The organism is Streptomyces sp. NPDC085481, from assembly GCF_044541845.1.
Classification (GTDB): Bacteria; Actinomycetota; Actinomycetes; order Streptomycetales; family Streptomycetaceae; genus Streptomyces.
Window position 1 is genome coordinate 1 of record NZ_JBITTJ010000013.1, and the last position, 20,882, is coordinate 20,882.

The 20,882-nt window shown below is 72.9% G+C and carries 16 protein-coding genes and 1 pseudogene; 6 read left to right on the forward strand and 11 right to left on the reverse strand.

Annotated features, from left to right (window positions below; genetic code table 11):
* Positions 1 to 24 precede the first annotated feature (24 nt).
* Both ACIGEZ_RS25025 and ACIGEZ_RS25030 read right to left on the reverse strand, forming a co-directional pair.
* Positions 25 to 1,917, reverse strand: coding sequence for a glycoside hydrolase family 5 protein (locus ACIGEZ_RS25025; RefSeq protein WP_399834700.1), 1,893 nt, complete (start codon positions 1,915 to 1,917; stop codon positions 25 to 27).
* 27 nt (positions 1,918 to 1,944) lie between these two features.
* Complete coding sequence (locus ACIGEZ_RS25030) at positions 1,945 to 3,237, reverse strand: YncE family protein (protein ID WP_399834702.1); 1,293 nt, start codon at positions 3,235 to 3,237, stop codon at positions 1,945 to 1,947.
* A 289-nt stretch (positions 3,238 to 3,526) separates the two neighbouring features.
* Between ACIGEZ_RS25030 and ACIGEZ_RS25035 the strand changes: the two genes are divergently transcribed.
* From ACIGEZ_RS25035 to ACIGEZ_RS25045, 3 genes are all read left to right on the forward strand, one after another.
* Entirely contained in the window at positions 3,527 to 4,654 is a 1,128-nt protein-coding gene (locus ACIGEZ_RS25035; protein WP_399834704.1) for a sensor histidine kinase, read from the forward strand.
* Positions 4,642 to 5,283: a response regulator gene (locus ACIGEZ_RS25040; RefSeq protein WP_399834706.1), complete on the forward strand. Its 642-nt coding sequence runs from the start codon at positions 4,642 to 4,644 to the stop codon at positions 5,281 to 5,283. Before ACIGEZ_RS25035 ends, ACIGEZ_RS25040 begins: the two co-directional genes overlap by 13 nt.
* A 69-nt stretch (positions 5,284 to 5,352) precedes the next feature.
* Entirely contained in the window at positions 5,353 to 8,403 is a 3,051-nt protein-coding gene (locus ACIGEZ_RS25045; RefSeq protein ID WP_399834708.1) for an AAA family ATPase, read from the forward strand.
* Here the strand turns inward: ACIGEZ_RS25045 and ACIGEZ_RS25050 are convergent.
* From ACIGEZ_RS25050 to ACIGEZ_RS25075, 6 genes are all read right to left on the reverse strand, one after another.
* On the reverse strand, positions 8,392 to 9,924 hold the full coding sequence (locus ACIGEZ_RS25050; RefSeq protein ID WP_399834710.1) for an ATP-binding cassette domain-containing protein: 1,533 nt from the start codon (positions 9,922 to 9,924) through the stop codon (positions 8,392 to 8,394). The two genes, ACIGEZ_RS25045 and ACIGEZ_RS25050, sit on opposite strands and share 12 nt — an antisense overlap.
* A complete protein-coding gene (lanKC, locus tag ACIGEZ_RS25055; RefSeq protein ID WP_399834712.1) occupies positions 9,921 to 12,710 on the reverse strand; it encodes a class III lanthionine synthetase LanKC in 2,790 nt (929 codons plus the stop codon). Before lanKC ends, ACIGEZ_RS25050 begins: the two co-directional genes overlap by 4 nt.
* A gap of 114 nt (positions 12,711 to 12,824) precedes the next feature.
* On the reverse strand, positions 12,825 to 12,938 hold the full coding sequence (locus ACIGEZ_RS25060) for a class III lanthipeptide (RefSeq protein WP_399834714.1): 114 nt from the start codon (positions 12,936 to 12,938) through the stop codon (positions 12,825 to 12,827).
* Positions 12,939 to 13,133: 195 nt separating this feature from the next.
* Positions 13,134 to 14,288 carry a hypothetical protein gene (locus ACIGEZ_RS25065; RefSeq protein WP_399834716.1) on the reverse strand — a complete coding sequence of 385 codons (1,155 nt, stop codon included), beginning with the start codon at positions 14,286 to 14,288 and terminating at the stop codon, positions 13,134 to 13,136.
* Positions 14,289 to 14,360: 72 nt separating this feature from the next.
* Entirely contained in the window at positions 14,361 to 15,071 is a 711-nt protein-coding gene (locus ACIGEZ_RS25070; RefSeq protein WP_399834718.1) for an HNH endonuclease family protein, read from the reverse strand.
* Positions 15,072 to 15,176: 105 nt separating this feature from the next.
* Positions 15,177 to 16,487 carry a hypothetical protein gene (locus ACIGEZ_RS25075; protein ID WP_399834720.1) on the reverse strand — a complete coding sequence of 437 codons (1,311 nt, stop codon included), beginning with the start codon at positions 16,485 to 16,487 and terminating at the stop codon, positions 15,177 to 15,179.
* 119 nt (positions 16,488 to 16,606) lie between these two features.
* On the opposite strand from ACIGEZ_RS25075, the gene ACIGEZ_RS25080 reads away from it, so the two are divergent.
* From ACIGEZ_RS25080 to ACIGEZ_RS25090, 3 genes are all read left to right on the forward strand, one after another.
* Positions 16,607 to 17,539, forward strand: coding sequence for an aminoglycoside phosphotransferase family protein (locus tag ACIGEZ_RS25080; protein WP_399834721.1), 933 nt, complete (start codon positions 16,607 to 16,609; stop codon positions 17,537 to 17,539).
* A 160-nt stretch (positions 17,540 to 17,699) separates the two neighbouring features.
* Positions 17,700 to 18,170, forward strand: coding sequence for a cation:proton antiporter regulatory subunit (locus tag ACIGEZ_RS25085; RefSeq protein ID WP_399834723.1), 471 nt, complete (start codon positions 17,700 to 17,702; stop codon positions 18,168 to 18,170).
* Between the two features lie 3 nt (positions 18,171 to 18,173).
* Positions 18,174 to 19,415, forward strand: a complete 1,242-nt coding sequence (locus tag ACIGEZ_RS25090) for a cation:proton antiporter (protein ID WP_399834725.1) — start codon at positions 18,174 to 18,176, stop codon at positions 19,413 to 19,415.
* A 20-nt stretch (positions 19,416 to 19,435) separates the two neighbouring features.
* Here the strand turns inward: ACIGEZ_RS25090 and ACIGEZ_RS25095 are convergent.
* The 3 genes and pseudogenes from ACIGEZ_RS25095 to ACIGEZ_RS25105 all read right to left on the reverse strand — a co-directional run.
* Positions 19,436 to 19,564: pseudogene (locus ACIGEZ_RS25095) on the reverse strand (MarR family transcriptional regulator); the annotation flags it as partial.
* A gap of 144 nt (positions 19,565 to 19,708) precedes the next feature.
* On the reverse strand, positions 19,709 to 20,455 hold the full coding sequence (locus tag ACIGEZ_RS25100) for a DUF2071 domain-containing protein (RefSeq protein ID WP_399834727.1): 747 nt from the start codon (positions 20,453 to 20,455) through the stop codon (positions 19,709 to 19,711).
* On the reverse strand, positions 20,452 to 20,802 hold the full coding sequence (locus ACIGEZ_RS25105) for a metalloregulator ArsR/SmtB family transcription factor (protein ID WP_399834729.1): 351 nt from the start codon (positions 20,800 to 20,802) through the stop codon (positions 20,452 to 20,454). The genes ACIGEZ_RS25100 and ACIGEZ_RS25105 overlap by 4 nt, the downstream gene beginning before the upstream one ends.
* Positions 20,803 to 20,882: the final 80 nt, after the last annotated feature.

Sequence of the window (20,882 nt, forward strand, 5' to 3'; positions counted from 1 at the left end):
CTCCGGCAGGCCCCTTCGTCGCGTCTAGAGGGTGCGGCAGAGCAGGGCGTCCGGGGTCTTGCCCTTCGCCCAGGCGCCGGTGAAGGCGATTCCGGCCGCGTACTCGCCGGTGGCGCACTGGCCCTTGTAGTTCCCCTGGGCGAACTCGCCGCCGGGCCCGCCGGGCGGGCGGTTGTCGCCTCGGTCGAACCAGAGCGTACGGCCGGTCACGGGAAGCGCGCGGGACGCCGGGGCGCACAGCACGCCCGAGACGGCCTGACCGCGAACGCTGTAACCGGTCATGAACTGGCCCTGGGGGCACTGGAGTTTGGTGTATCCGGTGGCCCAGTCGCCCTCCTTGACGTACCGCTCGTCCTTGACGACGGTGAACCCGCCCGTGGGTGCGGCGAGCCGGGGTGCGCCCGCGTCCGTGCACAGGCCGCGGCCGTCGCGGTGGGCCAGGCCGATCAGGCGCTGCCCGTCGGGGCAGACGCCCTTGCGGGCGCCGGAGTCCCAGTCGCCGTCGGCCCGTGCGCGCGGGGACTGCACGGCGTCGGCGTGGTCGAGGTTCAGCATGTCCCAGGTCTCTGCGACCGGGACTTGGCCCGTCCTGCCGGGGGCGGTGACCAGGCGGCTCCAGTGGGGGGCGCGCCAGTCGGCGCCGTCGAGGATGCCGGAGCGGCGGCCCTGGGTGTCGTAGTCGAGCAGCTTCCAGCGGCCGTGGCCGGTGAAGCCGACCGCCGGCCAGTAGGCGAAGTCGGTGTCGCGGGCGATGAGGTGGTCGACGAAGTTGCCGAACCAGGCGCGTGCCTTGGGGTCGGTCTCGTCGGCGCCGATGCCGAACTCGCTGATCCAGACGGGTGCGGTGTAGTGCCGGCCGGTGTCGGCGGCGACGTAGAAGGCCTGGCGGTCCAGGGTCGCGAACAGGTCGTCGCGCGACAGCTCCTGGTAGCGCCAGTCGTGGGTCTCGCCGGTGCCGGTGGCGCCGGTGTGGTTCGGGCCCGTGTAGCCGTAGAAGTGGGCCGAGTAGACGAGCTTGTCCGAGGCGACCAGGGTGTGGGAGAGGGTGCGGGCGGGTTCCAGGGTGGGGCGCCCGTGCGGGAGGCCGTCGGCGGGGATGCCCTGCCAGTTGATTCCCTCGACGACCACGAGGAGGTCGGGGTTGGCCTCGGTGAGGAGCCGGTCGCCGAGACGCTGGGTGGCCGCCCACCAGTCGTGGTCGTCGCCCCATCCCCAGTTGGCGTCGTCGGTGATGGTGCGCCGGACCTCGTTGTAGAGGTCGGCGCCGACGACCCGCTTGTTGTCCTTGTAGCGCCTGGCCAGGAACAGCCAGTCGGCCTCCCACTGGGCGGTGGTCTGGCTGGTGTTCCAGCGTTCGTTGCCGTCGAGGCTGCAGCACCAACGGGAGGTGTTGGTGTGGTTGTTGAGGACGACGGCGAATCCTTCGGCGGTGGTCTCGGCGATCACCGCGTCGAACACCTGGAGCGGTGTCCGGCCGCGCAGCGCCGGGTTGGCCGCGACCGCCGCGTCGGGGACGGGGCGCTGGTCGTGCAGCATCTCGTTGGAGAACGGCAGCCGGACGCTGTTGATGCCGAGGGCGTGGAAGTCGGCGAGGATCGTGGCGAGGGGCGCACGGTCGAGGCCGAGTGGCAGCTGGTCGGACTTCTCGGCGTCGTGGTGGTTCGCGGGGTCGGCCATGTCTCCTGAGCCGTTCCACGAGCCTTGTGCGCCGTGCCAGTTGGCCGATGTGAGCTTGAAGCGGTCGCCGTTCGCGTCGACGATGTAGCGGCCCCGGGTGCTGAGCGGGGGCTGCCAGCTCTCCGCGAGGGCGGTGGCGTTGGGTGGGGTGGATGCGGTCGGTGCGGCGGGGGCCGCTGCCGGGGTCCCGGCAGCCAGAAGGGCCGCGGTGAGCGCGGCCCCCAGGAGGGTTCTCTTCACGATGTCCTTCGGTGGGAGGGGTTGAGGTCAGTCGGCCGAGGGGCCGGTCCAGTCGGCGGGGACGTGGGCGAGTCGTACGCGCTGCGGGTGGTCCCCCACGTTCACGCTGGCCACGCGCTGCCCGGTGGCGAAGTCGATCGCCGTCACCTTGTCGGCGCCGCTCTCGGAGATGACGCAGGAGCGGCCGTCGCCGCTGACCGTCGCCCAGTAGGGCTTGCTGGCCTCGACGAGCGGGCCCTGCCGGAGCGTGGCGCGGTCCACGACGGTCGCGTAGTCGTCCATGGTGCCCGCGACGCAGAGTTTGCCGCCGTCCGGGCTCATCGAAAGTCCGTGGTGGCGCGAGTCGTTGACCCACTTGGTGCGGTCGGGGTCGGTCGCCGGGTTGCCGGGCAGGACCTTGAGGCGGGTGATCCGGTCGGCGGCGATGTCGTACTCGAGGAAGCCGTTGAGGAACGAGACCTGGAAGTAGAGCTTCTTCTCGTCGGGGGTGAACGCGACGGGCCGTACGGCGTCGGAGAGGTCGGTGCGGCCGAAGGCGTCGAGGCGCTCGCGCATGTCGATGACGCGTACGGTCTCGAAGGTCTTCGCGTCCACGATCGTGATCTTCCGGTCACCCTTGGTCCAGTCGAGCCAGGGCTCGTCGAGGGCGGTGGTGACCTCGCCGATGGCCATGTTCCACAGCAGGCCGTCGGAGGTGAACACGTTCTCGTGGGGCTTGTCGCCGGTCTTGAAGGAGCCGACCTGGCGGCCGGTGACGATGTCGAGGACGTGCACGGTGTTGGCGGTGGAGGCGGAGACCGCGACGCGGGTTCCGTCGGGCGAGACGGCCATGTGGTCGGAGCGGTAACCGGCCACGGGGAAGCGCCAGTTGATCCTTCCCGTGCGTAGGTCGAGGGAGACGACGTCGGCGAAGCTGGGCCGGGAGACGACCATGGCGGTGCCGTCGGGGGTCGCGTACATGTCGTCGACGTACTGGTCGTGCCCCTCGCCGGGCCCGCTGCGGACGCCGAGGAAGAAGGCCAGCTTGATCGGGTTGAGGTAGATCTCCCGCAGCCGCTCCTCCTTGTCGGGGATGACGTCGAGGCGGCCGACGCGGCCGAACGCGCCGCGGGACTCGATGACGTCGGCGGTGCCGTCCCAGTTGTTCCCGACGAACATCACCTCGCGCAGTCCCTGCGCGCCGGCGCGCTCGGGGGCCGCGGCGGCGCCGGTGCCGCCGACGGTGGCGACGAGGGCGAGCGCGGCCGCGAGGGCTCCGCCGAGGCGGCGCCGGGCGCGGGTGCGAGGGGGGTGGGGCTGGGTCAGGCGGGGAGAGGGCATGGGGGTTCCTTCTTCCGGCTCCAGAGGGCGACTTACCCGAGGTAACCATGCACATGCCACCCCCACAAGCCCTGTGGACGACCTTGGTTACCCCTCGGTACGGGCTACCCGCACAACCCGGCCACATCGCCTTCACATCGCGCACAAAACGGCTGGTAGAAGCGCTGTCGGCAGGTCCCGGCTGGGGCAGAATGCGGCCGACGGCGACAGGTGCGGCACGGGAGGCGTGGTCTTGCCGGTGGGGTCCTTACCGAAATGGCGGCTGCCCACGCTGCGGCGGAGGACGGGGGTGGGGTCCGGGCTGCAGCGCGCCCAGTCCTTCATGATCCTCACCACCTTGCTCTACCGGGCGAGCCATCTGACCGTCGGCGTCCTCGCGGTCGCCCAGCGCCGGTCCGACCACCTGGTCGCCTACCTGGGCATCGCGACCGCGCTCGGGCTGAGCGTCCTCGTGTACGGGACGGCCCTGCGGCGCGGCTGGTTCGACCCCCGGCACGTGTGGGCGGACGTGCTGGTCACCGGCTGCGCCCTGCCGTTCGCGCTGTACGCGTGGGCCGGGATACGGGAGACCTCGTCGCTCGGCTGGGCGATGCTGCTCGGCGGGTCGGCCAGCGCCGCCGCGGCCATCGCCCTCGTACGCTTCCAGGCCCCCGTCGCGATCGCGCTGTTGGTCGCGACCCATCTCCTCGGCTACCACCTGGTCGGCGCGCGCCCCGCCGTCCTCGGCGGACACGTCAACTCCCTGCTGTCCTCTGCCGTGATGGCCTGGGTCATGTGGTGGTACCTGTGCCGTCAGGGCCGGCTCCTCGACGAGGCCAACGCCCGCGCGCTGGCCGCGGAGGCGCAGCGGGCCCGCTACGCCGAGCGCCTCGCCCACCACCGGGCGCTGCACGACACGGTTCTGGCCACCCTGACGACCCTGGCCGGGGGCGGGATCGACGCCAACGCTCCTGAGGTGAGGGCGCGTTGCGGCCGGGAGGCCGCGTATCTGCGCCGGCTGATCCAGCAGACCGCCGACGAGGTCCACCACCCGGAGATGGGCGCCGCCCTGGAGGAGGCCGTGAGCTCCGTGGAGAGCCTGCAGCTACGTGTCACCGCCCAGTACCACGAGCTGCCCGAGGTGCCGCCCGAGGTCGCCGCCGCGTTCGCCGACGCGGCGCGGGAGGCGCTCAACAACGTACGGCGGCACGCCGGCACCGGGCACGCCTACCTCACCGCCACCGGGGACACCGGCGGGCGGGGCGGGGCCGTCGTCACGGTGGTCGACCGGGGGCGCGGCTTCGATCCCGACAGCTACGAGGCCGGGTTCGGGCTGCGCGGTTCGGTGCTCGCCCGGATGGCCGAGGTCGGCGGCCGGGCCAGCGTGGACACCGCGCCGGGCGAGGGCGTCCGTGTGGAGCTCAGATGGCCCGGCTGATCACCGTCGCCGTCGTCGACGACGACCGGATGCTCCTCGACGGCATGCGCTCCTGGCTGGGCTCCGTACCCGAACTGCGGCTCGTGGCGACGGCGGCCACCGTCGGCGAGCTGCTCGGGGCGGCGACCGGCGCGGCGCCGGACGTCGTCCTGCTCGACCTGCTGCTCCGGGACGGCTCCGCGCCCGCCGACAACATCCGGCGGCTGCTGCACTCGGGCAGCCGGGTCCTGATGATCAGCACCGTGCCCGACCGCGCCCGGGTCATCGACGCCGTCCGCGCCGGCGCCGACGGCTATCTGACCAAGGACAACGATCTACCGACGCTGGTCGCCGCCGTCAAGGACGTCTTCGCCGGCCACGGCGCCCACTCCCCCGAACTCGCCTTCGCCTGCGCGCACGACGACAGTCCGTCACGTCCCCGGCTCTCGCCGAGGGAACGCGAGATCCTGCTCGACTACGCCTCCGGGATGACCCTGAAGTCCGCCGCCCGCCGCGCCGGCATCACGGTCCACACCGCCAAGGACTACCTGGACCGGGTGAAGGCCAAATACCAGCAGGCCGGCCGCCCCGCGTACACGAAGATCGACCTCGCGCGGCGGGTCCGCGAGGACAGCCTCGAAGGGGGCTGACGGCCGGTCCCCCACCGCAAGCCCCCCAAATGGACGGCTGCAACGCGTCCCTCCCCCGTTCCTATCGTCATGCCCGGCGAACGCCGACCGAGCTTCCTCTTCCCCACCCACCTGGAGAGGCAGATGACGATTCCGTACGCCTGTACCACCCCGCTCCCCGACGGCGGCGTCCACACGCGGCCGGGGGAACTCGTGGGCCGGGGTGCCGAGTGGGCGCGGATCACGGCGGTGCTCGCCGCCGCCCGGTCCGGGCGGGGCCGGGCGGTGCTCGTCACGGGCGAGCCGGGCGTCGGCAAGACCCGGTTCGCCGCCGAGGCCGTGGGGGCGGCCGAGGCGGCGGGCATGGTCACGGCGCGGGGCCGGGCGGGCACGGTGGGGCCGGCCGTGCCGTACCGGCCGCTGGTGGAGGCGCTGCTCGCGCTGGTACGGGCCGAGCCGCCGGCCCAGCACCGGCTCGGCCGGTACGGGCCGGTGCTCGCCCGGCTCCTCGACGACGCGCGGGGCACGGGGGTCTCCGCGCTGTCGCCGCTCGTGGTCGCCGAGGCGGTGCTGCGGCTGACCTCCGTCGTCGGCCGCGGGCGGGGCTGTCTGCTCGTCCTGGACGACCTGCACGAGGCCGATGCCGGGACCCTCTCCGTCGTCGAGTACCTGCTCGGCAACGTCGGACCACTGCCGGCGGTGCTCCTGCTCACCACCGGCAGCGCGCCGGGCCCCGCGGCCGAACTCGCCGCGCGGGCCCGCGAGGACGGCACCGCCGCGGTCCTCGACCTCGCGCCGCTCGGCCGTACCGACGTGCGCCTGCTCCTCTCGAGCGAGCTGGGGGTCGCCCCGGAGCAGGTGAGTCCGGCCCTGGTCCGGCGCGCGGCGACCGGCGGCGCGGGGATCCCGTTCGTGGTCAGGGCGCTGGCCCACGACCCCGCGCCCGTCCCCACCGCCCTGGTGGAGCACGTCCGGCTCCGCGCGGAGCGCCTCGGCCCGTCGGGGGTGGAGCTCCTCGGCATGGCGGCCGTGTTCGGCGGCCGCTTCCCCGCCCCGGTCCTGCGCCACGCGACCGGCCGCACCGACGCCGGGCTGTGCGCGCTGCTGCGTGCCGCCGTCGCCGCGTCCCTCGTCGTACCGGACGGCCCCGGCACCGACTGGTACGCCTTCCGCTTCCCCCTGGCCGCGGACGCCCTGCGATCGGCGCTCGGCCCGGTCGAACAGCCCGCCCTGGCCCGGCGGGCCGCGGCGGCGCTCGCCGAGCTGCACCCGGGTCTGCCGGGGGTGTGGTGCGGCCACGCCGCCGAACTCCACGAGCGCGCCGGCGACACCGGGGAGGCCGTCCGGCTGTACGGGGAGGCGGCCGATCGGGCGACGGCGGAGGGCGCGACGGAGCGAGCGCTCACGCTCCTGAGGCGGGCCCACGATCTGCTGGACGCCGCGACCGCGCCGGAGCTGCACGCGACGGTGCTGGAACGGCTCCTCGACGCGGTGGCGCGTTCGGGCAGGCTGGACCGGTTACCGGCGGGCGCCGGGCCGGAGACGCTCGGCTCCCCGTGCCTGCCGGGGCCGCGCCGGGCCGGGCTGCATGCACGACTTGCCGAGATACACGCGCTCGCGGGGCGGCCCGCCGAGGCGCTGCGCCAGCTCGATCTGGCGCGCTGGCTGCTCGGAGAGCGGCCGGATGACGGTGCCGGCGCTGCCCCGGACGACCGTGCCGGCGGTGTCCCGGATCACCGCGCCGGCGCTGACCCGGATCACCGTGCCGCCGTTGCCCCGGATGACCGTGCCGGCACGGTCGTGGATGACCCTGCCGCCGCGGTCGTGGATCTCGCCGCCGCCTGCGTGGAGCCGAGCCGGCTGGCGCCCGAGCGGCTGCGTACCGCCGAGGACTGTGCGCGGCGGGCGGTCGGGCGGGGCGGGGGCCCGGAGGTGGTCGGGCGGGCGCTGCTCGTGCTCGGAGGCCTTGACGAGCGGGGCGCGCCGGGGCACTTCGCGCGGGCCCGGGCGCTCGCGGACGCGCACCGGCTGCCCGGGCTCAGGGTCGCCGCGGAGGCGGGGATCGCCCGGCTCGCGGTGGAGCGGGACGGCCGGGCGGGGCCGGCCGAGCAGGCGCGGCAGGCGGCGCTGCGGATGGGCCTGTTGCCGACGGCGCACGAGGCCGGTTTCGCCTTGGCGCTCGAGCGGGTGCGGCGCGGCGCGTTCGGGGCTGCGCGCGAGCTGATCCAGGAGGGCGGCGCCGAGGCGGCCAGACTCGGGCTCGGCCGGGCCGACGCCCTGTGGCGGCTTGCGGACGCGGTGCGATGGGCGCACCTGGGCAGGCGCGCCGAGATGCTGGACGCGCTGGAACGGCTCGCTGCGCCGGTCGACGCAGCGCCGGGGGTGCGGCCGATGGCGTACGGGCTCGCGCGGGCGTTCTGCTCGCTCCTGGAGGAGGACCACGAGGCCGCCGAACGGGAGTGGGCGCAGGCCCTCGCGTACGACGCGGAGAACCCGGCGACCGGCGACTTCGGCCGGCACGGTGTCGTGCTGCTGCTCGGCGTGCTCGCGGGGCGCATGGGACGGCACCATCACGAACGGGTCGCGGCCGCGAGCGCCGCGGGCACCCGCTGGAACCGGCCTTTCGTCGGGCTCGCGCATGCGGTGCTCCTCGGCCGGGAGGGCCGCGCCGCCGAGGCGTCGGCCGCCGCCGCGGTGGCGTTCGACGCCGCCGGCCCCTACCCCCTGGCCCGGCACCTGTCCCAGCGGCTCGTCGCGCGGTCGGCGTACGAGGACGGCTGGGGCGCCCCGGTCGCATGGCTGCGGGAGGCCGAGGAGTACGTCCATGGCGCGGGTCTCCCCGCGGTCGCCGGCGCCTGCCGGGCCCTGCTGCGCGGGATGGGCGCATCGGTGCGGCAGCGCCGGACGGGGACCGAGCAGGTGCCGCCGGGGCTGCGCCGGTGCGGGATCACCGTCCGCGAGTTCGAGGTGGCGCGGCTGCTCGCCGAGCGGTTCGGCAACCGGGACATCGCGGGCCGGCTGCACATCTCGCCCCGCACCGTCGAGAAGCACGTGGCGAGCCTCCTGCAGAAGACCGGCCACCCCAACCGGGCGGCGTTCGCCTCCGCCGCCCGGGACCTGGTGGCGGGCTCAGCGTCGTAGCGCATCGGCCGTCGCCGCCAGGTCGACCACCCGGTCGAACGAGCCGTCGAGGTGCTCGTCCCCGTGGTGGACGACGAGCAGGGCGCGTCCCTCGGTCCGCTCGCGCAGCATGCGCAGGACGAGGTCGCGGCCGTCGTCGTCGAGGTTCGCGAACGGCTCGTCGGCCAGGTAGACGTCCGCCTCCTCGCTCAACAGCGTGGCCACGCCCACCCGTTGGCGCTGTCCGGAGGACAGCTCCGAGGGCAGCTGGTCGGCCAGGCCGTCCAGGCCCATCGCGGTCCGCAGGCCGGGGTCGGCGACGAGGGCGCGTACCGGCAGCGGGGGAAGCTGCACCGGCGCGGTGAGGCTCGCGACGCGCGGTGGCAGGGTGACCGTGCCGGCGTCGGGGGCGAGGGTGCCGGCGACGACGTGCAGGAGGGTGGTCTTGCCGCAGCCGTTGGGGCCGCGGAGCAGGGCGTGTTCGCCGGGCCGGAGTGCGAAGTCGGGGAGCGCCACGACCGGTCCGTCGCCTCCGCCGTAGTCGATGCGGGCGCCGTGGACGCGGACCAGGGGGCCCGCGTCGTGGTACGGGGTCGGATCGGAGGCGCGCAGGGCCTCGATCCGCCTGAGCACGGCCGTGCTCCTGCGCGTCTGCGGGATCATGTTGACGAGGTCGAAGATGCCGGTGACGGCCCGCCACAGCGAGTTCACGAAGGCGAGGAAGCTGCCGAAGGACATCCGGCCGGAGAAGACGAAGAAGGCTCCGACGACCATCGACGCCGTGTCCGACAGGTTCATCACGAGGTCGCTGAGGGTGCGCTGCTTCTGCCCGAGGCGGTAGTTGACGAAGGTGATGCCGAGGAAGCCGCGCAGGGCGTCCTGGTTGGCCGCGCGGGTGGCGGGCAGCAGCGAGGGCAGGCCGCGCAGGGCGTGGAAGGCTTCGAGCGTCCGGGTCAGGGTGTTGATGTAGCGCGCCTCGGCCTCGCGTTCGGGCCCCGTGTTCTTCTCGATCCGCTTGCCGAGCCGGTTGCTGACGAGGACCAGGGGCGGCACGATCACCAGCAGGATCAGGCTGGCCTGCCAGGACAGGTAGAGCAGCACACCGAGGAAGACGGCGGAGGCGACGGCCTGGCGCGCGATGCGGATGCAGACGTCGACGGCCGGGAGCACGCCCTCGCGGACGTCGTTGTGGATGCGGCTGACGTACGAGGCGTTGCCCGCCTCCGCCATGGTCCGCCCGTCGAGGCCGAGCGTACGGCCGAGGAGTTCGGTCTCCAGGGCGAGGACGAAGGTGTTCTCGAACCGTTTGCGCCACCAGGCGATCCCGTAGCCGGCGATGTTGAGGGTCAGCCCCAACAGCAGGTAGCAGGCGCCGAGGAGGAGGAAGCGGCGGAAGTCGGCGGTGAGGATGGCCTGGTCGAACAGCGCCTTGAGGAGGAGCGGGTGGAGCAGGGCCTCGATGCCGCCGGTGGCCGCCTCGGCGGCGAGGACGGCCACGAAGGGGGCCCGGTGGCCGCGCAGGGTGCGCCACAGCTCGTTCACCGGGCCGTCCCTCCGACGTTGTCGGGCGCGGCCGGCGCGTCCGATGCGGCCGGTGCGTCCGGTGCGTCGAGCTCGTCGAGGAGGAAGTCCGCCGTTCCGCCGTGATTGACCCGGTGCAGCACCCGCAGCACGCCCGCGGAGCCGGTCAGGTAGTCGGTCGAGCAGCGCAGGAGCCCCTCGCCGGGTACGCCGAGCGGGGCGGGACCCTCGCCGCGCGGCACCCGGAAGCGCTCGGCGGGTTCGAACAGGAAGACCTTCCGCACGAAGTCGAGCTGGCGCAGGGCCGTGTCGCGGTACGCGCGGTCGCCGGTGAACGCGGCCGCGTCCAGGAGCGCGTCGGCGATCCCGCTCATCCCGAACGAGTAGCCCGGCAGCACGGAGTGACCGACGTCGAGGCCGCGCAGCACCGTGCGGGCGGCGTCGAGGTCGCCGTAGCGCAGCAGCACCTGCGCCACGCCGGCGGAGCCCACCTCGACGTACGGCTCCATGGTCTTCTCGTGCTCGAACATGATCGGGCCGCCCTCGTCGTCGAGCGGCTTGGCGTGGGCCATCTCCCAGGCGAGGGCGTCCTGGCCGAGCCGGAGATACCTCTCCTCCCCGGTGACCTGGTGCATCCTCAGCAGGAACAGCGCCACGCCGGCCTGCCCGAAGCCGAGGCCGGTCAGCGGCTGCTCGGGCGAGAAGGAGTTGAGCCAGTAGGCGTGCCGGCCGTCGCGCCGTGCGCTGTCGCACAGCAGACGCGCGCAGTCCTGCGCGGCGGCGAGGTCGCGCGGGTCGCCGTCGCCGTGCAGGTGGAAGCGCAGGTTGGTCATCCCGAGCCCGGCGAGGCCGTAGTAGAAGGTGTGGTCGGCGGTTTCCGGCGCGCGGCGGTTGGCGTGGCCGAGGAGCTCCCTGGCCTGGCGCCGCAGCCCGAGCGAGTCCGCCGCCCAGGCGATGCCGGCGAGTCCGCTCATCAGGCCGTCGGGGTAGGCGGCCAGGTCGAGCCGGGAGAGCTCGCCGCGGAACCAGTCGCGCCATTCGTCCCGTACCGGGATGCCGGAGGCGCCCAGCGCCCACAGCACACCGCTCGCGCCGAAGCCGAGGCTCAGCGGGTTGGTGACGTGGGCGAACGGGTCGACCGGGAAGAGCGTGGCCCGTTCGGTGTCGGCGACCGCCTCGACGAAGGCGGCGACCCCGGCCTCGGCCTCCGCGAGCCCGAGCCGCTCCTGCACGACGGGGCGCGGCGGCGCGGAGCGTACCTCGTCGAACAGGCTCGTCTCGTCGGACAGGGCGTCGATGACCTCGGTGAGGGTGATGCGGGCGCCGGCGAGCTCGGTGAGCAGCTCGTGGATCCGGGGCGGCCAGCCGAGGGCGTCGAGGAAGACGCGGTAGCTGTCGAGGACGTTCTCGCGGAGGTACGACATGGCGGCGATCGGGAACACGAAGTACGCCATGGTGGTGGCCAGGGCGAACAGGTCGCCTTCGGTGCCGAAGGCCCGGTAGGTGTGGCGGGAGAGGCTGAAGCCGGGCGTGAAGAGCTCGACGGGCCGGTCGAGCGCGGTCCCGCCCCCTTCCGCGTCCCCTTCCGCGTCCGCCTCCGCGTCCGCCTCCGCGAGCCTGCAGGCCTCGAGGTCGACGATGGTCACCTCGTACGTCTCGGTGTCGATGAGCAGGTTGGCGGCGGTGAGGTCGCCGAGGATCACGTTGCGCTCGTGGGCGGCGCGGACGGCGCGGGCGAGGCTGCGGAAGACGGCGAGGAAGATGCGCAGGAAGTCGCGGGACCTGTCGATGTCGAAGCCCGGGCGGGCGAGCGGGTTGCGTTCGAGCAGGACGGAGCGGATGTCGGAGCCCTCGACGAACTCCTCGGCGATGTAGTGGTGTTCCCAGTGCCGGAACCGCGCGACGGGGCGCGGGTACGAGCCGGCGTCGGCGAGGCGGTTCAGGAAGGTCCACTCGCGGGCGAGGATGTCGACGGCGTCGTGGTCCTGCCGGGGGTTGGGGTTGGTGTGCGGGCGGGCCTCCTTGAGGACGACCTTGCGGTCGCCGTCGGCGGTGTCCTCGGCCGTGTACACGCCACCGCTGTTGGAGAACTGGATCGCCCCGGTCACCCGGAAGCGCCCGCCGAGCAGTCCGTCGTCGTCCCCGTCCGCGTCCTCGTCGGGCTTCCAGTCGTCGAACGGCCAGGGGACCCAGGCAGGTTGGGCGTATCCGGGCCGGCGTTCGTCGGGTAAGGCCGATCCGTCGGGGCCGAGGATGTGCGGCACCCGTCGGCCGAGGACGTCGACGGTGTGGGTGTCGAGGAACTGCCCGTACCGGAAGTACAGCGACCTGCTGTCGCGGTAGCGCAGGTCCGACAGCACGTACGCGCCTTCGGCGCCCTCCAGGAGGCGGGCCAGGTCGGCCAGGCAGGTGCGGAACTGGTCGTCGTCGCGCGGGTAGACGGTGACGAGCTTGCCGCCGCTGCCGCGGGACATGCCCTTGGAGTTGAGCATCTCGAAGACGTTGAGGTCGAGGGCGATCTTGAAGTCGACCGCGTGGCCGGTGAGGTACCCGATCACGGTGGCGGCGACCTCGCGCACGTTGCGGTGGTGCGCCGAGACGTGGATCTTCCAGCCCTGCGCGGGAAGCGCCGGGTTGTGCCGATGGCTCCACCAGATGCCGCTGCGGACGAACCGCGCCCGGGTCCGCTCGTCGAGCGCGGCGAGGAAGTGATCGTCCCTCGGGATGTAGTGGACGTCGAGCGGATCGAAGAACAGCGTGTTGTTCCAGGCGAACAGGAACCGGTTGACCCATCGTTCGTTGCGCATCTCAGCCTCTGTGTCCGTCCGGGGGGCCGCCGTCGGCCGGCGGCCGGTGAGAACAGCGGGATCCGCGGGGGGACACGGGGTGCAGTCCGCGTCCCCCCACGGATCACCGTCGGGTCACTCCGGCTGGGTGGAGCAGCAGTTGCTGCTGCTGCTCGTCAGGGACACGACGGCCGCGTTGTTGGTGGCGGCGGTCGCCTGCAGGTTCTGGAGCTTGAGGACGCTGCTCATACGGGACATCTCCTCGGTATGCGAGTGCGTGGACCACGCACGTCGGAATGGGGTTCCGTACCGGCCGGCCGATCGGCATGCGCCAGTCAACGCCAAGCGACCGGCCGCCACATGGGAGATGCGCCCCCATAATTCCGCCCCCTGGCCCCCACGTACGCCCGTCGGCGTCCACCCGGGAAAGGTGGTGGCGGGCCCTCAGACCGTGTCGACGATGAAGACGTCGAGCGCCTGCGTCACGATGTCGATGGGATTCGCGAAGGACCTGCTCCCGTTCACCGCGCCGGCGAAGTGGAGGCCCACCGGATTGCGCACCAGGTCGAGGGTCCAGACGATCGCGCCGGAGTCGCCCAGCACGGTGAAGGGGCCGCTGTCCCCGACGATCGCGAGGGAGCCGGAGAAGTACGCCATGGCGCCGGTGGGATATCTGACCCAGTGCGAGGCGCCCACCTCCTGCACCGTGCCCGAGGTCACCTCGGTCGTCCGCCCGCTCTTGCCCACGGCCGAGCCCACCGTCACGGCCGCGGTCGTCGGGCTGATGGGCACCTCGAAGGGGCCGAACGGTCCGGGCGCGAGGACCTTCGGACTGACGTTCAGGCGGTCCGCCCAGGCCGTCGCACAGTCGACGCTGTTGATGGTGCCGTCGAACTCGATCCGGACCGTCTTCTCCAGGACCGCCACCAGATCCGGCGGAAAACCGCCCCCGTCGGCGGTGGCCGGCTGGATGACCCCGTTGCCGAGCGCTCCCTGGTTGACGTTCGCAAAGACATGGTGGCAGCTGATGATCAAGGTCCGCTGGTTCCGCGGGAACGACCGCCCGGTGGACAGACACCCGAGTGTGCCCCGGTCGAGTGCGTTGGGCAGACCGATGAGCGAGATCCCTCCGGGCGCCGGCCTTCTCACGAAGGTGAACGACTGCGCCTCGATCTCACCCGTGACCACCGGCACCACGGCGACGCCCCGGGATCCGGCCGCGCGCACCCCCATCCGCTCGACGAGTACCGACACGACGTCCTCGGGGTGCCTCGGCCGGCGGAGGTAGACGTTCAGCGTCCACTGGCCCGGCTCCACCGCGTCCCCGCGCGCCCCGTAATCGGACGGTCTCGCCCGGCCGATGCCGACGCCTTGGATGTTGGTGGTCTCGGTGAGGTCCTCGGCGCTCCTCACTCCGTTGCGCTCGTCGGCCTGGCCGGTCAGGAACGCCTCGATCCCGGAGCGCGCTTCGAGGAGGTCCACGGGGAAGAGCGAGGGGTCGGGTGCCGCACGCTGGTACAGGTCCCGCGGCGCCCTGATCTCCACCTCTTCACCGGAGCCGGCGAAGTCCTCAGGCGGCGGCTCGCTGATCCGTGGCATGGGGCACCTCCTGCGCCGCCCCCCTCTCGTCCATGCTCGCACGGAGGAAGGCGGCTCGCTCGCCCGGCCGCGTCACGCCGGGCAGGTGTCCAGCATGCGCCCGAGCATGCTCTTCTCGGACTTGGTCACCGTCAGGTCGTACGTCGACTTCACCGACGTCCAGGCCCGGGCGTAGACGCACCAGTACGCCCGGGACGGCGGCTGCCACTCGTCGGGGCCCTGGTCGCCCTTGGAGCGGTTGGAGACCGCGGAGACGGCGAGGAGTTGAGGGTGGGTCAGGTCGTTGGCGAAGGCCTTGCGCCTGTCCTGGGGCCAGGTGTTCGCGCCGGAGCGCCAGGCGTTGGCGAGGGGCACCATGTGGTCGATGTCGAGGCCCGACGCCTTGGTGTAGGTCTTGCCGTCGTAGACGCTGACCCAGCTGCCGGAGACGGCACGGCACTCGTCGTCCCGCCGTACGTCCGTGCCGTCGCGTTCGAGGACGGCCTCGCGGGTGTTGCAGCTCTGGCCCTGTTCGGCCCAGTGCGGGAAGCGGTCGCGGCTGTAGCCGGTCATCGAGCCCTGGGGCGCCATCTTCAGGCCGGCGAGGCGGGTGCGGGCCTGTGCGGGGGTGGGCAGGCCGGGGAGGGTTCCGTCCTGCGCGGCGGTTCCGCCGGGTGCGCCGGTGCGTGGCGGCGGCGACGGTTTGGCATCGCCCTCGCCCGCCGTGCCCGTGGAGCAGCCCGTCACCGCGAGCAGCAGCGCCGCGACCAACCCCGATACCCTGCCGTACGTCTGACGCCCCATGAGCCGGACCTTTCCCTCCTCCGTGTGACCTACACGCCCACACGTGCGTGCGGGCCGCGGCTCGATGCCGCGGCCCGCTCATGCCTCACCGCCCGCTCCCGAAGGTCAGGCGGGGTTCTTCACGTCCGCCACGTAGACCGCGCCGCCGAGGCAGTCGCTGATCTCGTACCGGGGCGCGGTCGCGCCCGTCCAGCGCAGGAAGCCGCTCGCGCCGGTCGCGGCCGCCATGTCGATGAAGCGGCAGCCGTCGTAGATGAGCTTGCCGGCGGTGGTCGCGGCCGAGCCGGTCGCCACCTGGTGCGAGCCCATCAGCGCGCAGTCGGTGTAGCGCACGGTCGGGCCGCGGTCGCCGTTGGCGTTGAACGCGTACACGTGCGTGACGGCGTTCGGTGCCCACGACTTGAAGCTGTTCGCGGTGTCGTCGCACGAGACGAAGGAGATGCTGCCCTTGTACCAGCGGGAGTCGATCACCTTGTGGCCGAGGCCGCGCAGCTCGAAGCGGATGCCCTGGGCGTACAGCCGCATGGTGGAGTCGGCCCGGGTGGCGGCGTCGGACGACAGCTGGAAGAAGGTGCCGTTCGAGGCGGTGTCGGTGAGGATGTAGGAGCCGCCGGTGAAGTTCATCGAGCCGCCCCGGTTGTTCTTCACGAACACACCGGACTGGTACTCCACCTTGCAGTCACGGAACCAGTAGTTGAGGAACTGGTCCTGCTGGCTCGCGGCCGGGGTCATCCCGATGACGAGGAAGGCGTCCGAGTAGGAGCCGCCGACCTGGCAGTGGTCCCAGCCCATCTCGCTGTTGAGGTTGGAGGTGGTGGCGGGGCCGTCCAGGCCGATGCCGCGCTTCCAGCTGCCGCGCCACTCCACGTCCGTGTACCAGGTGTCCTGCACGCCGTACGTCGCCGAGGAGTACGCGTAGTTGAAGCTCGACGTGGGGTTGTTGCTGGTGAACGTGAGGCCGGAGATCCGGATGTTCTTGTAGCGCTGGTAGTTCGTCCACAGCGTGGTGTCGTTGGCCGTCGGCGCGTAGACGATCCGGGAGAGCCGCTTGCCGTAGCCCGTGATCGACAGGCCGTCGACGATGCCGCCGCCGCCCTCGCCGTTGACGTTCGGCAGCAGCGAGTCCGGCTGGGTCAGGAGGTACGTGCCCGGCGGGATGACCAGGACCTTCTTCGGGATCGCGCCCGAGATCGGGTCGGGCTGGAAGGAGGCGAGCACCTCGGCGGCGGCCGCGCGGAAGGCGTCGTCGCTCGCGGTGGCGCCCGTCGGGTCGGCGCCCTTGCTGATCACGTCGACGCTGTACGGGTCGTCACCGGCCCCGGCGGCGTACGCCGGAGTGCCCCCCATCACCAGTGCTCCCGCAGCGGCGCCGGCTCCGGCCGTCGCCATGCCGCGGATGACGGAACGTCTGTCCATGCGTCCGGTCATGCCCCTACCCCCAGTTTTGTGATCATGAGAAAGACAGCACATCCGATCATGACTCCGAAGAGGACGCAAGACCGGTCGCGACCACCCGGGGCCCGTAGGGTGCCGGAATGATCGCGATTCCTGGGGACTTCGTACGGAGCACGGTCGCTCGCGAGGGGGAGCCGGGGCGGGCGTGGGCCGCCCGTCTGCCCGGACTCGTGGTGGAGCTCCTCGAGCGCTGGAGCCTGACCCTGGACGGGGAGGTGCTGCACGGCGGTGTCGGCGTGATCGTCCCCGTACGGCGAGGGGACAAGGAGCGTGCCGTCCTGAAGCTGTCCTTCCCGCACCCCGGCAACGTCCACGAGCCGGACGCCTTCGGCGTATGGGGCGGGCGCGGTGCCGTGCGCCTCTACGAGCGCGACGACGAACGGTTCGCGATGCTGCTCGAACGGGCGGACACCTCGACGCTGGCGGAGCTGGCGGACGGTGACGAGGTGGTCCGGGTCGCGGGACGGATCGGCCGCCGGCTCGCGGTCCCGGCGCCGCGCGGGCTGCCCCGGCTGAGCGAACAGGCCGGCGCCTGGGAGCGGGAGTTGCTGACGGACGCCGATGAGCTGCCGCACACGATGGCGCGGCGGGCCGTGGACGCGGCCGTGGCCACCGTCCGCGAGCTGGGCCGTGAGCAGCCGGACACGCTCGTGCACGGGGACCTGCACGCCCGGAACATCCTGCGCGCCGAACGCGAGCCGTGGCTGGCCGTCGACCCGAAGGGGTACGCGGGCGACCCCGCCTACGACGGCGGCACGCTGCTCAAGTCGCGGGCCTTGACATTCCTCGAGGCGGACGATCCGCGCCGGGCCGCGCACCGGGTCGTGGCCGGGTACGCCGAGGCGGCGGAGCTGGAGCGCGAACGGGTGCGGCGCTGGGCCCAGCTCCATGTGGTGCAGGCCGCGTTCTGGGGGCGGCGGCACGGTCTGCGGGTGGCCCGCGGCGGGGCGGCCCTGGACGAGCTGATGGTCTTCGCGGACCGGCTGGCGGAGGCGCTCGTCGAGCGGGCGTGACCAGGCCGCTCGGCGAGCGGACTGGTCACACGAAGGGACGCGATGTGGGCGCATACCTCCGCGATCATGGCCGAATCCGCCGATTTGTTGCCTGGGTAAAGTAATCACCAAGACACCACGCCGCCCGCCGTCGAGGAGAGCCGTCGTGCCCGCTGCGCGCATGAGCCGTACACCCCTGCCCGGAATCGGGGTCCGCTACGACCTGACGACGCGTGAGGAGCGTCGTCTGTCGGTCGTCGCGGGACGGGACGGGTCACGGGTGCTCAGTTCCTACCGGAGCGACGATCCCGACGAATGCTCCCTGTCGGTACGGCTGACCGCCGAGGAGTCGGAGGCGCTGATCGACGCGCTCATGCCGTCCCACCACAGCCCCAGCCTGCTCTCCACCACGGACCTGGGCCTGGTGGCCGAGCGGATCTCGCTGTCCGCCGCCTCCCACTGGAACGGCCGCCACCTCGGCGAGACGCGGATGCGCACCGAGACCGGCGTCTCGATCGTGGCGGTGCTGCGCCGCGCGGACGCCGTTCCTTCGCCCGGCCCCGACTTCCGGCTCGCCGGGGGCGACACCCTCATCGTCATCGGCACCCGTGAGGGCGTCGACGCCGCCGCCGCGATACTCGGAAGGGAGTGATCCGTGCACTCCTCCGCGGTCTTCCTCATCGAGTTCGGCGCGATCATCCTCGGCCTCGGCCTGCTCGGCCGCATCGCCGGCCGGCTTCAGTTCTCCCCCATCCCCCTCTACCTCCTGGCCGGACTCGCCTTCGGCGAGGGCGGGCTGCTCCCGCTGGGCGCGAGCGAGGAGTTCGTGGCCATCGGCGCCGAGATCGGCGTCATCCTCCTGCTGCTGATGCTGGGCCTCGAATACACGGCCACGGACCTGGTCGGGAACCTCAAGACGCAGTACCCGGCCGGTCTCGTGGACGCCGCCCTCAACGCCCTGCCGGGCGCCGCGATGGCGCTGCTCCTCGGCTGGGGCCCGGTGGCCGCGGTCGTCCTGGCGGGCGTCACCTGGATCTCGTCCTCGGGCGTCATCGCCAAGGTGCTCGGCGACCTCGGGCGGCTCGGCAACCGGGAGACCCCGGTCGTCCTGAGCATCCTGGTCCTCGAGGACCTGGCGATGGCCGTCTACCTGCCGATCGTCACCGCCCTGCTCGCCGGGGCCGGCCTCGCCGCGGGCAGCGCGACCCTGGCCATCGCGCTGGGCGTCGCGGGTCTCGTGCTGTTCCTCGCGGTCCGGTACGGGCGGCTGATCTCCCGTTTCGTCTCCAGCGACGACCCCGAGAAGCTGCTCCTCGTGGTACTCGGCCTCACCCTGCTCGTCGCGGGCGTCGCGCAGCAGCTCCAGGTCTCCGCCGCCGTCGGCGCGTTCCTGGTCGGCATCGCCCTGTCCGGCGAGGTCGCCGAGGGCGCCCACAATCTGCTCAGCCCGCTGCGGGACCTGTTCGCCGCCGTGTTCTTCGTCTTCTTCGGCCTCCACACCGACCCCGCGAGCATCCCGCCCGTCCTCCTGCCGGCGCTCGCGCTGGCGGTGGTCACGGCGGCCACCAAGATCGCGACCGGCTACTGGGCGGCCCGCCGGGCCGGCATCTCCCCCAAGGGCCGCTGGCGCGCCGGGGGGACGCTCGTGGCCCGGGGCGAGTTCTCGATCGTCATCGCGGGCCTGGCCGTGACCGCCGGCATCGAGCCCTCCCTCGGCCCGCTCGCCACGGCGTACGTCCTGATCCTCGTCGTCCTCGGCCCGCTCACCGCGCGCTACACGGAACCGGTCGCCAGCCGCCTGACGGGCCGTCGCCGCCCCGTCGCCGCCCCCGCGCCCCCGCCGAGGGAGGAGATGCTCGACCCGGTCGGCGACGGCACGTCCGGCCGGGCGTCGTAGGCGTGGTGACCAGGAGCGCCCGTCCCTCCGACGTTGGCGATCATCCTGCGCAGCACCTTGAGCGCCGCCACGTACTCCTCGTCACTGATGCCTTCGTGGACCTCCACGCGCAGCTGCGCGACCGGCCCGCGCAGCCGGACCCTCGCTGCACATGTGCCGAGGGGCTGGCCGGCCAGCACGTTCTCCGTGGCGGCCGGATCGGCCGGCGCCTGGTCGGTGACGCCACCGCTCGGCGAATTCATGATCACAAAGCTGCATTCCCGTCGTGCGCACAGGCAGCGTCGAACGCCGGATCACGGCGCACCCACGGCCGTTCCGCAGGTCGCCATCGCGGCGAGCGGCTCCCAGCGCACCGGGACGTCGCGCATGACGAGTACGGAGTCCAGTCGGGCGCTGCCCGGCGGGAAGCGGTCGGGGGCGTCGAAGTAGCTGGACGAGGCCGCGGTGATGCGGCCGGGTTCGATGTGCCAGGCGGTCGTGTCGAGTCGCATGCCGTCGAGGTGGCGGCCGGAGCGGGTGGCCGAATAGCCCCTGCTGCCCGTACGGAAGAAGGCGGAGGCCTCGGCGAGGTCGGCGAAGAGTTCGCTTCCCTGCAGGCGGTCGGTCACCTCGGCGGTGACGTCGACGCGGGTGCGGCCGTCGCGGGTGGCGTAGGCGACGCGGAGGGTGTCGGGGGTCTCGTGGACCTCGAAGTCGGCGTGGCCGTGTTCGCCGGGGAAGACCCGGCCGCCGGCCCAGCGGTTGACGAGGGAAGCCGTGTCGCGGCGCGGGATGTAGACGCCGGTCTCGACGCCGTCCGGGCCGTCCCACTCGACGGCGATGCGGTGCGCGGCGTTCTCGCTGCGCAGCCCCACGGCGGCAGGCGCCCAGGCGGGCCGCACGGAGCCGAGACGCAGGAGGCAGATGCCAGCGACGGCGTGGCCCCGGACGAGCTGCGGGCGCAGCGTGGCGGGCAGGAGGGGCGCGACGGCCTCCGGGGCGACGCGGTAGTTGACGAGCAGGCGCCGTTCGATGACGGAGGCGAGGCGTGGGGGTCTCATGCGTCGTTCTCCTGCTCGTGGGCGGCGCGGCCCGTGTCGGTGCGCCACTTGGTGTGGCGGAGCACGATCTGCTCGGGGCAGACGGCGCTGAGGAAGCGCCCCACGCTGGTGGCGAGCCGGTCCTCGACCAGGGAGTAGAGGATCCGGTTCCCGTCCCGGCGCTCGGAGACGAGTCCGGCCCCCTTGAGCACGCCGAGGTGACGGGAGATGGAGGGGGCGCTGATGGCGAAGCGGCTCGCGATCTCCCCGGCGGGGAGCTCGCCGCTCCTGAGGTCTTCGAGGATCTGTCGCCGGGTGGGATCGGCGAGGGCCCGGAAGACTCCGGCGTCGTCGGCGCGCTCTGTCATGACACCTATTTAGCATGTTGGCTAAACAGCTAACAACCCTGGGAGGGGGATCAGGCACCCGGAGCCGATGTCCGGATCTG